This is a genomic window from Nocardia sp. NPDC052112, from assembly GCF_040680135.1.
In the GTDB taxonomy this organism is placed as follows: Bacteria; Actinomycetota; Actinomycetes; order Mycobacteriales; family Mycobacteriaceae; genus Nocardia.
In genome coordinates, this window is record NZ_JBFAWD010000009.1 from 95,138 (window position 1) to 107,996 (window position 12,859).

General features: G+C 65.8%; 11 protein-coding genes. 4 read left to right on the forward strand and 7 right to left on the reverse strand.

Features of this window, described 5'->3' with window-relative positions; translation table 11 throughout:
• Positions 1–101: 101 nt before the first annotated feature.
• Positions 102–1,109: an alpha/beta hydrolase gene (locus tag AB0L58_RS19310; protein WP_364388433.1), complete on the forward strand. Its 1,008-nt coding sequence runs from the start codon at positions 102–104 to the stop codon at positions 1,107–1,109.
• Positions 1,110–1,458: 349 nt separating this feature from the next.
• Here AB0L58_RS19310 and AB0L58_RS19315 read toward each other — a convergent pair whose 3' ends face one another.
• Positions 1,459–2,166: a hypothetical protein gene (locus AB0L58_RS19315; RefSeq protein WP_364388435.1), complete on the reverse strand. Its 708-nt coding sequence runs from the start codon at positions 2,164–2,166 to the stop codon at positions 1,459–1,461.
• Positions 2,167–2,472: 306 nt separating this feature from the next.
• On the opposite strand from AB0L58_RS19315, the gene rfbB reads away from it, so the two are divergent.
• Positions 2,473–3,480: a dTDP-glucose 4,6-dehydratase gene (rfbB, locus tag AB0L58_RS19320; protein WP_364388437.1), complete on the forward strand. Its 1,008-nt coding sequence runs from the start codon at positions 2,473–2,475 to the stop codon at positions 3,478–3,480.
• A 29-nt stretch (positions 3,481–3,509) separates the two neighbouring features.
• Here rfbB and AB0L58_RS19325 read toward each other — a convergent pair whose 3' ends face one another.
• Entirely contained in the window at positions 3,510–5,171 is a 1,662-nt protein-coding gene (locus AB0L58_RS19325) for a DUF2142 domain-containing protein (protein ID WP_364388439.1), read from the reverse strand.
• The gene (locus AB0L58_RS19330) at positions 5,168–6,148 is read right to left on the reverse strand and encodes a glycosyltransferase (protein ID WP_364388441.1); all 981 of its coding nucleotides are present in this window, start codon (positions 6,146–6,148) and stop codon (positions 5,168–5,170) included. The genes AB0L58_RS19325 and AB0L58_RS19330 overlap by 4 nt, the downstream gene beginning before the upstream one ends.
• A 190-nt stretch (positions 6,149–6,338) precedes the next feature.
• Here AB0L58_RS19330 and AB0L58_RS19335 point away from each other — a divergent pair, with 190 nt between their 5' ends.
• Complete coding sequence (locus tag AB0L58_RS19335; RefSeq protein ID WP_364388443.1) at positions 6,339–6,812, forward strand: GtrA family protein; 474 nt, start codon at positions 6,339–6,341, stop codon at positions 6,810–6,812.
• A 124-nt stretch (positions 6,813–6,936) separates the two neighbouring features.
• On the forward strand, positions 6,937–8,832 hold the full coding sequence (locus AB0L58_RS19340) for a glycosyltransferase (RefSeq protein WP_364388446.1): 1,896 nt from the start codon (positions 6,937–6,939) through the stop codon (positions 8,830–8,832).
• A gap of 81 nt (positions 8,833–8,913) precedes the next feature.
• Here the strand turns inward: AB0L58_RS19340 and AB0L58_RS19345 are convergent, their stop codons facing one another.
• From AB0L58_RS19345 to rsgA, 4 genes are all read right to left on the reverse strand, one after another.
• Positions 8,914–9,474: an O-acetyl-ADP-ribose deacetylase gene (locus tag AB0L58_RS19345; protein WP_364388831.1), complete on the reverse strand. Its 561-nt coding sequence runs from the start codon at positions 9,472–9,474 to the stop codon at positions 8,914–8,916.
• A gap of 346 nt (positions 9,475–9,820) precedes the next feature.
• Positions 9,821–10,672, reverse strand: a complete 852-nt coding sequence (locus AB0L58_RS19350; RefSeq protein WP_364388449.1) for an NAD(P)-dependent oxidoreductase — start codon at positions 10,670–10,672, stop codon at positions 9,821–9,823.
• A 185-nt stretch (positions 10,673–10,857) separates the two neighbouring features.
• A complete protein-coding gene (locus AB0L58_RS19355; RefSeq protein WP_364388451.1) occupies positions 10,858–11,565 on the reverse strand; it encodes a hypothetical protein in 708 nt (235 codons plus the stop codon).
• Positions 11,566–11,676: 111 nt separating this feature from the next.
• Complete coding sequence (rsgA, locus tag AB0L58_RS19360; protein WP_364388454.1) at positions 11,677–12,765, reverse strand: ribosome small subunit-dependent GTPase A; 1,089 nt, start codon at positions 12,763–12,765, stop codon at positions 11,677–11,679.
• Between the last annotated feature and the right edge of the window lie 94 nt (positions 12,766–12,859).

Consider the following 12,859-nt stretch of genomic DNA (forward strand, 5'->3'; position numbering starts at 1 on the left):
CATGGTGTTCTGAAACGCCTATGTGTGAGATGTCAGCGTCGACTCTCGCCTGGAGAACCGTTCGGTCGGATTCGGCGCGCCAGTTGTGAGGTAGGTGCGCGATGATGGCGATCGGCGGGAGTGAATTCGACGCGGGTGATCCGGGTCTGTTGATGAATCCGGATGGCCCGAGCGCATCGGCCCGATTGCTGCTGGCGACCTGCCTCGGTGCGGTGCGGCCGGTGCTGCGGATGTTTCCGGTGAGCCGGACAACCATTCCGATCGGTGCCGTGGCGATCGATGGGCTGGCCCGACTGCGGCCACAGCCGCGCGGTGTCGATCGGGAACAGGTGGTGCTGAACGGTTTTCGGATGGAGATCCTGCGTCCGTCGGGTGGCTCCCGCGCCCTGCGGCACGGCGCGGTGCTGTATATGCACGGCGGCGGTTTCGCCGTCTGCGGGCTCGGCACCCATCGCCCGATCGCGGCCAGCCTGGCCCGGCGCACCGGACTGCCGGTGGTGAATGTCGACTACCGTCAATTGCCCGGGAGCAATGTCGCCGCGGCTATCCAGGACTGCCTGACCGCCTACCGCTGGCTGCTGCGGCACGGTGCGGATCCGGCCAGGATCATGTTCGCGGGCGATTCGGCGGGCGGCTTTCTCGCCTTCGCCACCGCACTGCGCGCGATCGAGATCGGGCTGCCGTCGCCAGGTGGGCTGATCGGGCTGAGTCCACTGCTCGATCTGGACTACGCAGCCAAGCGGGACTACATGAATGTCGCGCGAGATCCCTATCTGCCGCTGTCCGCGCTGGAGGCGGTGGTGCGGATCGGCGCCGAGGTGGACGGGGTGCTGGATCCGCTGGCGTCGCCGGTCAACGGTGCCCTGGCGAGTCTGCCGCCGGTACTGCTGATTGCCGCCGAGGACGAAATGCTGCGCTATGACTGCGAACTCATGGCCCGCCGGCTGACCGCGGCCGGTGTGCCGAACGCGCTGGAGATCTGGCGCGGTCAGGTGCACGCCTTCATGGCGATCGCCCCGAATCTGCCCGAGAGCAGGATGGCACTGGCCCGGGTCTCCCGGTTCGTGCGCGCCCGCCTCGAGCAGTCCCAAAAGGCTCGGACGGCTTGACCTGGATCGGCCGGACGAGTCGCGAACCCCGCATCCGGACCTCGCCTTTCGGCGGTGGTCCGGGGCGGGGTTCTTTTTAAGGAAGCCGCGCTGAAAACTCCCCTCTGGAATTTGGAGAATTACATTCTGGATCCGTCTGAGGTCGCTATTCAGTTCAATTCGATTTACTTTCTGTTTACCTGGCGGATGGTTGAAATTACCGCACGCCGGTGCAGATCACGGCACTATCTCATGCCTGAATGCCGCAGGGTCGATCAGCCGAGCGGCAACTAGCAGCGGAAACCCCGCCCGATCGATGACCGGGCGGGGTTTCCTGGGCTCGTTTAGTTGTGCCGAGCCGTCGTTCGACTTACTTCGGTGCGACGAACGGCGCGTTCGTGGTGGCGAAGTACTGGATCGCCGCACCGATCGCGACCGGAGCCGTGATCAGGATCTGGCCGGCCAGGGTGCCGAGCGCGCCGATGGCGATGATGCCGCCGAGGCAGCCGATGGCCGCGGCCGGGATGAACGCACCGAACAGACCGACGATGGTGGCCGAGGCGACCGTGGCGCCGGCGATACCGCCGAGCACGCAGCCGATGGCGCCGCCGCCGAGGCCGCCGACCAGGGTGCCGATGGTGGCGCCCATGGCGATGGTGTCCTTCATACGGTTGAAGGCGGCCACCTCACGGTCGTATTCGGTCTTGAAGGGGGCCTTGTCCTCGAAAGGCAGTGCGACCGGCTTGTAGGTGGCCTTCGCCATGTCGAGCTGCGGGGTGAGGGTGGCGGTGTGGTCGGCGATGTCCGCGGCGATCGGGAATTCGAACTCGTCGACGCGGAAGGTGAGCGGAGTGCCCGCCACGGTGGTGCCGTTGGCGGCCTTGATCTTGAGCGCGTTGTCCTCGACGACCAGCGAGCCGGAGTCGATCGAGATGATCGACTGGGTGTCGGTGGAGTTGGCGGTGAAGTTGATCGGGGCGTCGGCGGACTCCGCCGGTGCCGCGTTGACGGTTCCCGCGGTGACGCCCATGGCGGCGATCAGCAGGGCCGAAGTCGCGGCGAATTTCCTCATCAGCATTTTGTTTTGGACCTCGATGTGAAGCGTTCGGAGGGGACTAGACGATGGAAATCTAGACCAGCTAACGAGTGGTGAACCCGTTGTGACCGTTAATTCAAATTTTGTTCACCATCGCGACTCGCGGCTTGGTGGGGTCTTTGAAATGTGCACGCTGACCGGGGCTTTTCACAAAGAACTGAACCATGCGCCTTTCCCTACGCTCGCTCAGCGTGATGAACATCACAGATTGGAACTCTGGTTGCGCAGGTGAATACAGCCGAACGGATCCGGCGGCAGCGGACCGCGCGGGCGACGTAAGGTCATGGGGTGCGACTGCTCGTAACCGGCGGGGCCGGGTTCATCGGTGCGAATTTCGTCCAACAGACCGTGGCCGAGCGTCCCGGCGCCACCGTAACCGTCCTTGACGCTTTGACCTACGCGGGTAACCGGGCCTCGCTCGAGCCGGTGGCCGACCGCGTCGACTTCGTGCACGGCGATATCGCCGATCTGGATCTGGTCGACGAGCTCGTCAGCGGTGTCGACGCCGTGGTCCACTTCGCCGCCGAATCGCACAACGACAACTCCCTCGCCGAACCGTGGCCGTTCGTGCAGACCAATATCGTCGGTACCTACTCGCTGCTGCAGGCGGTACGCCGCCACGACGTGCGCTACCACCATGTCTCCACCGACGAGGTCTACGGCGATCTCGCGCCGGACGGGGCCGCGTTCGACGAGAACACCCCCTACAACCCGTCCAGCCCCTACTCGGCCACGAAGGCCTCGAGTGATCTGCTGGTGCGTGCCTGGACCCGCTCGTTCGGCGTGCGCGCGACAATCTCCAACTGCAGCAACAACTATGGGCCGTATCAGCATGTGGAGAAGTTCATCCCGCGCCAGATCACCAACCTCATCGACGGTGTTCGGCCACGGCTCTACGGCGCCGGACATCAGGTGCGCGACTGGATCCACGTCGACGATCACAACCGCGCGGTGTGGGACGTCCTGGAGCGCGGGCGAATCGGCCAGACCTATCTGATCGGCGCGGACGGCGAACTCGACAACAAGTCCGTGGTGCGGATGATCCTCGCGGCCTTCGACCGCGATCCGGACGATTTCGATCACGTCACCGATCGCGCGGGTCACGATCAGCGCTACGCGATCGATGCGACGCTGCTGCGCACCGAACTCGGTTGGACGCCGACGTATTCGGATTTTCGTGCCGGGCTGGCCGCCACCATCCAGTGGTACCGCGATAACGAAAGCTGGTGGCGTCCGGCCAAAGCCAGCACCGAACGCGCGTATGCCGATGCGGGCGAGCGGACCATCAACGCCTGAGCTCCCCCGCCTTTGGCCGGCGGGGTTTGTCAGCCCCAGACGATCGAGTAGTACTTCCAGAGCGCGGCGATCAGGGCCACCAGCGTGGCCGCGATGATGGTGATCGCCGGACCCTTGGCCGGGGTCCGACCGCGGACGTCGGTGAGCCGCAATGGCATCCAGCGCAGCAGCACCGCCAGCGCCAGGATTGCCAGCGGCACGAAGTACCGGCCCTGGACGCCGTCGATGATGTAGTAGCCGACCGGCGTGAAGGACATGTACAGCGTCACGTAGATCATCGCGACGCTCGCGAGCATCGTCAGCGCGACGATCAGCGTGCGCCGGAAGCTGGCCGTCGCGGTATTCATCCGATCCGCGATGCCGATGCCGACCGCGAAGGCGAGCAGGCAGGCCAGCACCGTCAGCGCGGGGACGTCGATGTAGGCGAAGCCGAGTTCACCGAAGAACTGGGTGAACCACCGCTGGTCGCGCAGTGCGATGCTCTCGCCGAAGGTGTTCACGAAATTCACCGGGTCGGTGACGATGCCGTGCAGCTGATCGCTCGGCCGCACCGAATTCCATTGGTGCTGTGGGCGCATCAGGCCCATACCCTCGGTGGTGGGTCCCGCGATCTTCATCCAGACCGCGAATGCCAGCGCGCCCAACGCCGCGAAACCCCAGGGGATGAAGCGCTTCCAGCGGGACTCGCCGCCGAGGGCGAACCGGTTTGTCGGCACCAGCACCACGAGCATGGCGAGCAGCACATAGGTCGGCTTGCTGACCGGCAGCAGCACGGTCGCGGCCAGTAGCGCGGCCGTCTCGGTGCGGCCGAGACCGTCACCCAGGAACAGTGCCTTGACCAGCAGGGTCGAAACCAGAATGGCCAGTGCGTTGGTCAGCGTGTCGGCGGTGATGGTGCCCGCCTGGAAGACCGCGATCGGCAGCACGGCGACGGTGAAGGCCAGCCACTGCACCCGGTGCGCGCGCAGGGCCCACAGGCCGAATCCCACCAGCGCGAGATAGGTGGCCAGGCCCGCGAGGCGGGTCAGCAGCAGCATGGCGCCGACATTCAGTCCGAACAGCTCCGCGACCCGAATACCGATGGCCGCGGGGATATACGGCACCGGCGAGTAGGCGGCGGTGTTGGTGAACCAGACCGGTTCCTCGGCCTTGGACACCGCGGCGCCCTCCATCCGGGCATAGCTGCCGGGATCGGCGACCATCGGATCCGGTTCTTCCGGATTGGTGGTGTAGTCGTGCAGCGCGTAGCCCATCAGCCGGGTAATGCTGATCGGTACATCGCCGCCGTAGGCGATGCCGCGATCGTCATGGATCCGCTGCGGCTGGAAGCCACCGTGTGCGACCTGGTAGGCGCGGCCGAACTGGGTGATTTCATCGTGGCCCCAGAACGGCGGGGTGATCCAGGCGAACAGTGCGCCGAAGACCGTGGCGACGATGGCGAAGGCGACCGTCGCTGCGCCGAAGCGGGCCACGATCCGGCGTCCCGGATCGCGCGGCTTGCCGGCGCCCTTGTTCGCGGCCGGGTCGTCGCTGTCCGTGCTGCTCGAATCTCGTTCGGTGGCACCGGATTCGGCTGCATTCGCGGACAGTGCCGTCGAATTCCCAACGGCGACATCGTTATCCGTGGTCAGCGCCGGTTCCGGGTTCGATTCGGTCGCGGCCGTTGCGGTTCGATCCGCCGAGGTGGTCAACGTTCGGCTCCACCGGTCCGTGCGTCACCACCACGCGCGTCATCCGCGCCGACGGCCGAGTAGCGCAGATAGACCAGTCGGGCGGCCTCGTGCCGGGAACGCCGGATGCCGTCCAGGATCAGACCAGCGGTCCACGCCAGGCTGCCGAGCAGCAGCAGCGTGAAACCGAGGAACAGCGTCGGGAACCGGGGCACCTCATGGGTGTTGTAGAACTCGACGACGATCGGAATGGTCAGGATGATCGAGACCAGCCAGCTCAGCGTGCCGAACAATCCATAGAACGCGACCGGCCGCTCATGTCTGGCCAAGCCGATGATCAGCGCGAGGATCTTGAATCCGTCGTGGTAGGTGCGCAGCTTGCTCTCACTACCCGCGGGCCGATCGCGGAAGCCGACCGGAACCGCGGTCCGCGGCACCCGCAGATGCAGGGAATGCACGGTCAGCTCGGTTTCGATCTCGAATTCGCGCGAGACGGCCGGGAAGCTCTTCACGAATCGGCGCGAGAACACCCGGAATCCGCTGAGCATATCTTCGACGTTCTCGCCGAACACCTTTCCGACCACGCCGTTGAGCACCTTGTTACCGGTCTCGTGGCCCGAGCGGTAGGCCGACGCGCCCTCGTCCTGTTTGCGGACGCCGAGCACATGGTCATACGGACCATCGAGGAGCGTCTTGATCATCAGCGGTGCGGCCGACGCCTCGTAGGTGTCGTCGCCGTCGATCATCAGATAGATATCGGCCTCGATATCGGCGAAGGCGCGGCGCACCACATTGCCCTTGCCCTTGGTGTGTTCGTGGCGCACGATCGCACCGGCCGCGCGGGCCCGCTCGGCGGTCGCGTCGGTGCTGAGGTTGTCGTAGACGTAGATGACGATTCCCGGCACGGCGGCCTGCAGGTCGGCGACGACCTTGGCGACCGAAGCCTCCTCGTTGTGGCATGGCACCACTGCGGCAATTCGGAGCTCGGTGGAGTCCACCCGGTCAATCCTCGATGTCGGCGGTGAATGGGGAACACGGGGAGGGTACAGGGCTGCACCACTTGGTGCGCACTCGGTTCCGAGCCTACTGGGGTACCGTCGCCGGGTGTCTTATCCGGAGCAGCCCGTGTCATTCTCTGAACGATCCGGCTCACCGCAACTGACGCCCAGCCTTGACCAGGAACAACCGGTGGACGAACCGTTGACCGCGAAGGTGATCGCCGCACTGCGCCGCGGCGGCGCCTTCCTGGTGGTCGGCGCGATCGGCTTCCTCGTCGACGCGGGCACCTACAACCTGTTGGTGTTCTGGGGTGGCGAGGGCGTGCTGTACCACGCGCCGCTACCCGCCAAGATCATCGCGATCGCGGTGGCCACGGTGGTGACCTACTTCGGCAACAAGTGGTGGACCTTCGGACACAAGAAATCCGACAATCCGGGCCGCGAGTACCTGTTGTATGCCGTATTCAATGTGGTCGCTATCGGGCTGCAACTGGGTTGCCTCGGGTTCTCCCGCTATGTGCTCGACCTATCCTCACCGCTGTCGGACAACATTTCCGGCACGCTCATCGGCCAGATCATCGCGGTGGTATTCCGCTACTGGGCCTACGACAAATTCGTATTCGTCGGTTCTTCGGACATTTCGGCTAATAGCAAGCAATCATAACTAGCGGGACCGCCCCGGTTCCTGGACGGGCAGTTGCCGTGCCCGATTGGTATCCTCGCACCCGCCGCGAAGGCATCCAGGGGCGTGTCTGTCCCGTCGGCACCAAAACGATTTAGAGGACTTCATGGATCAGTCGGCTACCCAGGCCGTTACCGAGACAAATGACCGACCCTCGACGGCGCCCGCCTCGCTGCGCGTCGATCATCAGGCGCCCGATCGGTTGGTGCTGCAGCGCGGCATCTTCACCGGTCCGTCGGCAAAGGTGAGCGACGAGCTGTATGCCGTCGTCAAGGGTCGCGCCCATCGGGAACGCCTGGAGCTGAGACTGGAGAAGGGCGCGTCCGCGCATACCAACACCTACTTCGGGCGGTTCGCGGCCAGTTACTGGCAGCGCTGGACCACGGTCACCGAGGTGCGCGCGACCATGGTGCTCGATGTGACCGAGAAGGCCCGCGTCCGGGTGGTCGCCTCCGATATCGCCGGGCACCGCCGGATCATCGACACCGCCGAACTCACCGCGAGCGGCCCGCTGACCCTGACCGCACCGCTGGACCAATACGTCGACGGCGGCGCGCTGTGGCTCGAATTCGATGCCATCGGTGGTGAACTCGGCATCTCCGCGCTGACCTGGACCGCCACCGCACCCGATCGGATGCGCCCCGTCGCCATTGCGATCTGCACCTTCAACCGGGCGGCCGACTGCGCCGAGACGGTGGCCGCGCTGGCCTCCGACGCGCCGATTCTCGAGGCCATCGACGCGGTCTATGTGGTGGATCAGGGCACTGATCTGGTCGAGAACCAGGCGCGCTTCCAGGAGACGCTGCCGATCTTCGGCGGCAAGCTGCGCTACATCCGGCAGCCGAATCTCGGTGGTGCGGGTGGCTTCACCCGTGGCCTCTACGAGGTGTCCGCGGTCAACGAGCACGCCGACGTCATCCTGATGGACGACGACATCCTCTGCGAACCGGAAACGGTACTGCGGCTCAATGCCTTCGCCAATATGACCGTGACACCGACCCTGGTCGGCGCGCAGATGTTGTTCCTGCTCAATCCGGATTACCTGAATGTCGGCGCCGAGGAAGTGCATCTGCACGAACTCAAGCACGGCCAGAAGGCGCCGAAGGCGTTGCGCAATACCAGCATGCTGAAGAAGAACCAGGAGCGCCGCGTCGATGCCGGCTACAACGCCTGGTGGACCTGCCTGATCCCGGCCGAGGTGGTCGCCGAGATCGGGCTGCCGGTGCCGATCTTCTTCCAGTGGGACGATGTCGAATACGGCGTCCGGGCCCGCGAGCACGGGTTCGTCACGGTGACGCTGCCGAATGCCGCGGTGTGGCACGCGGACTTCTACTGGAAGGACTACGACGACTGGGCGCGCTACTTCAGCACGCGCAACTCGTTGATCGTCGGTTCGCTGCACACCGATCTCGATGGCAAGGCCATTACCCGCCAGCTGTTCCGGAATCTGGCCGAACATCTGGTCGCCATGCAGTACGGCCTCGTGCACACCACGCTGCAGGGCATCGAGGACTTCCTGCAGGGGCCGAAGGTGCTGCGCGACGGTGGAATTGCCGCGCTGGCCGCCGCTCGCACCAGCCGCGCCGATTACGCCGAGACCATCAAGCATCCCGCCGCGACCCCGTCGGTGCGCTCGGCCGATATCCAATTGCGCCGTGCCGGTGGCGAACCGAGCCGGGTCACGGCGGTGCTGATCAAGCGGGCCATCGCCCAGTGGACCGGGCGCACCCAGCACGGCCTGATCGGCGTCACCCGCGAGGACGCGCACTGGTGGCACGTTGCGCTCTTCGACCACGTCGTGGTCACCGACGCCTCACAGTCCGGTGTCCGGGTCCGCCAGCGCGACAAGCCCCGCGCTCGCGCCCTGCTCATCCGCACCATCCGCGTCCTGCGCCGCCTGCGCCGTGAACTCCCCACCCTCACCCGCCAATACCGCGCCGCAATGCCCGAGCTGACCAGCCGCGAAAACTGGGAGCGCCTCTACGGCATCACCCCCGAGTAGGTTCCCGCGCACCGATGCGAGCGCCGCGCCCGGCTATTTCGTGCGCGGCGCGCAAAAGCCTGCGCGAGGTCGGGGGCGTGCTCAGTGGAGGGCGGTTTCGAAGGCGGTGTGGGCGCGGGCGTCGAAGAGGACGAAGCGAGCTTCTTGTACGGATGTCTTTGTGTGGCGCACCGTTTCGGTAGCGATGCGGGCGCCGTCATCCATGGGCCAGCCGTAGATGCCGGTCGAGATGGCGGGAAAGGCGATTGTTCGCGCACCCAATTCGTCTGCTACCCGGAGGGATTCGCGGTAGCAGGAGGCGAGGAGGGCGGAGCGGTCTTCGGTCGCGGACCATACGGGTCCGACGGTGTGGATCACCCATCGGGCCCACAGGTCGCCCCCGGTGGTGGCCACCGCCTGACCGGTGGGCAGCCCTTTGCCGTAGTGCGATGCGCGCAGATCGCGGCAGGCGTCCAGAATCGCTGGCCCACCGGCGCGATGGATTGCGCCGTCGACGCCGCCACCGCCGAGCAGAGAAGAGTTGGCCGCATTGACGATCGCGTCGACCCGCTGCTCCGTGATATCACCCCGGCGAAGGGTGATCGTGGCGGTGCCGGGCGCGCCCGAGATCAGGTGCCTGGCGCGCCCTTCCAGTAACGGCATCAACGCCTGCCGCCAGGCATCGAGACTGACCATCCCGCTCGACATGCCGCCGTGCGCGAACTCCGGTCGGTGCACGCTGTCGGGTGCGCCTTTCGCGCCGAGACGCAACCCGACCACCTGCTCGAAGGTGTCGTGCAGCAGTGCGATCAACTCGGTCGAAGTCGAGGGCGGGTCGAGATCTGTGAGCCGACTCCGCATTTCCTGCCAGACATAGGGATCGCCGCGCAGCCCCCATCCTTCGGGCTCTGGTTCAAAGATCGCGGCCAAGGTTGGTTTACCGGTCACGATGGCGACGGTAGCGGGCTGACGGTCCGAAGGTGGCCGAGGGGCCACCTTCGGACCGGCGTCAGAGGAACAGGTCGGTGGTGAGTTCGGCGTCGCCGGGGACGACGCGGTATTTGTCCAGGTCGGTGATGCCGTGTGCGGCGAGGACTTCGTCATCGAGGAAGAAGTTGCCGGTGGTCTCCTTCGACGGTGAGGTGAGGACGAGGTAGGCGGCGTCGGCGTAGATATCGGGGGTGCGGGAGGTGGCGATCATTTCCTCGCCGCCGAGCAGGTTCTTGACCGCGGCGGTGGCGATGGTGGTGCGCGGCCACAGCGAGTTGACGGCGATACCGTCGCTCTTCAGCTCCTCGGCCAAACCCAGTGTGGTGAGCGACATTCCGTACTTGGCGATGGTGTAACCAAGTGCCATGCCCGCCCATTTCGGGTCCAGGTTGAGCGGCGGGGACAGGGTCAGGACATGCGGGTTGCGGCCCGCCGCGGCCGATTCGCGGAGCGCGGGAATGCTGAGCTTGGACAGCAGGAAGCTGCCGCGGCAGTTGATGTCCTGCATCAGGTCGTACTTCTTCATGGAGATGGCGTCGGTGGGCGAGAGGTCGATCGCCGATGCGTTGTTGACGACGATATCGATGCCGCCGAATCGCTCGACGGTCTGGCGCACGGCCTCGGCGACCGACTCATCGATGCGCACATCGCCGACGAAGGGCAGTACGGTACCGCCCGCCGCCTCGAGTTCCGCCGCGGCGGTATGGATGGTGCCGGGTAGCTTCGGATGCGGCTGGTCGGTCTTCGCGATCAGGGTGATATTCGCGCCGTCGGCGGCGGCTCGCCTGGCGATCTCCAGACCGATGCCACGGCTGCCGCCCGACATGATCATCGTCGCGCCCGCGAGCGGCTTCGAACCCGGTTCCGTCATGACCTGCTCCTGTCGTCTTGGCCGCGGGTGGGTGCGCCCGCGACCGCGCCTACCCGTTCGGGCGACCGGCGAGCGGGCGCCGACGGGTGTTGTGCACGTCAAGCGTAACTCAGCTTCCTATGCAACCAGTTGCATAGGGTGGCCGAAGAGAGGGCGCCGGAAACTCCGACGCCCTTTCGACGCTGTCAGATGCTGGCGGCTCCAGCGATCAACACGATGTTCAGCAGGATCATCAATGCCACGATGGCCCAGCTGATGTAGATGAAGATGGCGCCGGGCGTCTTCTGCGGCACCGGGCCGATCGCGCCGTTGAGGAAGATGACCGCGGGCGGCTTGTAGTAGAACCGCGCGCCCTGACCTTCCTGGATCGACGCGGTCGCATTCGCCGGGCCCATATCGAACAGCCAGGGCGTGACCACCTTTACGTGGTACTGCCCGGGACCGACCGGAATGTGGTTCTGACCCCACCGCGTATTCGGCACCCGCTGACCGTTGATCAGGATCTTCGGCTTGGTGATCGCCAACAGGAAGGCGAACCACTCGTAAGAGGCGTCGACGGTGATGCCCGGCGGGGCCGGTGCCTGCTGCGGACCCGGTTGCCCATAGGGCGCGGGTGGCTGTCCATACGGCTGCTGCCCATAGGGCTGGGCGGGCTGACCGTACGGCTGCGGTTGCGGCTGGCCGTACTGCGGTTGCGGAATATGCGGCTGACTGCCGTACGGCGGTTGCGGCACCTGCGGTTGGCTGACCGGTGGCTGCCCCGGGGGCGGCGCGTATTGCGGTGGCGCACCATAGGGATTCGGCGCGCCCTGCGGCACCGGCTGACCGTATGCGGGCTGTCCGGGCCATTGCCCTGGCTGGCCCTGTGGCGGATACCCGCCGGGGTAACTCATCGGAACCCTCCCGTTTATCGATTTGTGCGTGCCGACCCTACCGTGCTGGTGCGACGTACGCTTGCCCCTGATGGTTAGGCCTGCCGCATCCTGCCGAGGGGATGGGCCACATCAGCGCCGCGAACCTCGCTCCCGGTAGAACTGCCGCTGCTGCTTGTGGATATCGCGCCAGGCCTTGGCGCGTTCGGCCTGCAGTCGCTTATCCGATCGCGCTGCCATCCAGGCGTTTTCGCGCTCGAGTTTGCGGTAGCTGTCGAAACGGCGCTGGGTGAGTGCGCCGCTGTCGATGGCTTCCCGCACCGCGCAGCCGGGTTCGCCGTTGTGCGCGCAGTCGTCGAATCGGCAGTGTGCCGAGATGGATTCGATATCGCTGAAGGTTTTCTCGATGCCTTCGGCGGCATCCCAGAGTCCGATACCGCGCAGTCCGGGCGTATCGATCAGCGTGCCGCCACCGGGCAGCGGCCGCAGCTCCCGGTGCACGGTGGTATGCCTGCCTTTCTTGTCCACCGCGCGAACGCCGTTGGTGGCGAATACCTCCTGGCCCAGCAGGGCATTGGCGAGTGTCGATTTCCCGACGCCGGACGGACCGATCAGCGCTACGGTGCCATCGAGCATCGCGGTGAGCACATCGAGTCCGAATCCGGTATCCGCACTGACCGCGAGTGTGACCGCGCCGGGTGCGACGGCCCGCACCTCGTCGAGCGGAATATCCGATGCCGCATCGGCTTTGGTGAGTACCACGATCGGCCGTGCGCTGCTCTCCCAGGCCAGTGCGAGCATGCGCTCGATACGCCCGAGGCCGATATCGCCGTCGGCCGCGCTGCAGATCAGCACGGTATCGACATTCGCGGCGAGCACCTGACCCTGTGCGCGCCGGTCGGCGGCCGAGCGCGTGATCGCGCCGCGGCGCGGCAACAGCTGCCGCACATTCAGTTCGGCATCGATGCTCACCCAGTCGCCGGTGCACAGGCCGCTGATCTCGGAGGAGGCAGCTTGCGTAACCGCGGACGGCCCCCGCTCAGACCAATTCAAACGCGGGCAACGGGCGCGGGATAGTCCAGTGGGTGTCGCGATATCGCATTCGCTGCGGTCCATGCGGATCACCCTGGCGGGAACGCACCCATCGTCGATGAGCGAGTCGTATTCGTTGGCAACGGCTTCGGTCCAGCCGTAAGGGACGAGAAGGTCGTAGTCGACCATGTTGGAAGGAATCCTTCGTCGGGCGCCGAGCCCGAACCGGACTCAGCGAGAGGTATCTGAGGCGGAAATTCGTGCGACCGCGTGCGTTTGCACA